Consider the following 834-nt stretch of genomic DNA (forward strand, 5'->3'; position numbering starts at 1 on the left):
GTAAGAACGCGAACTATACTGTGGAAATCGTGTTCTTAGCAATGACTTTTTGGAGAACTATCGGTGTACTTATCAAGCCCAGAAGACAATGAAGTTTTGTTTGAGTCAATCGCGCAAGATTTGATTCAAACCGGCTGCTCTATCAATGAAGGGGCGATCCCTCAGGCTTTGGCTGATGCTTTGGCGCAGGAAGTAAAAGGCTTAGCTTCAGAGAAATTCAAGAAAGCCGGAATAGGGCGTGAGCAAGACTTTGTGAGGAACGAGACGGTTCGCTCTGATGAAATCGCTTGGATCTCAGAAGAGACGGAGGCGGGTAAGGCTTGGCTTGAATGGGCGTCTCAATTGCAGTCTTATATGAACAGGCGCTTATACTTAGGCTTGTTTTCGTTCGAAAGTCATTTTGCGCATTACAGTGCGGGTGATTTTTATCAGCGCCACTTGGATGCCTTTAAGGGGCAGTCAAATCGAACACTCACTTTGGTCGCCTATTTTAATAAAGACTGGACGCAAGAGGATGGCGGTGAGTTAGTTGTATACAAGGATCAGGATGATCAAGAAGGGCAAAAAGTGCTTCCTAGCTTCGCGACACTGGTGGTCTTTCTTAGTGAAGAGTTTCCGCATGAAGTGCTGCCAGCTAAAAAGGATCGCTACTCGATTGCGGGTTGGTTTCGGGTGAATACTTCTTCGGCGGACCGGGTTGACCCGCCGGAGTAAAACGAAATGAGAGAAAAGTAAAGAAAGGGGACGGAGGGATTATTAATTGACCAGCAGACAAACTTCTCCGTAAACCCAAACTCTGATACTTTCAATGATTCTTAATCCATACGCAAAAAG

Annotated in this window: 1 protein-coding gene; it reads left to right on the forward strand. The window is 45.8% G+C overall.

Translation table 11 applies throughout. The annotated features are described in order from the left end of the window. Positions 1-63 precede the first annotated feature (63 nt). The gene (locus A3763_RS25390) at positions 64-714 is read left to right on the forward strand and encodes a 2OG-Fe(II) oxygenase (protein ID WP_068507730.1); all 651 of its coding nucleotides are present in this window, start codon (positions 64-66) and stop codon (positions 712-714) included. Positions 715-834: the final 120 nt, after the last annotated feature.

The organism is Oleiphilus sp. HI0128 (genome assembly GCF_001635365.1).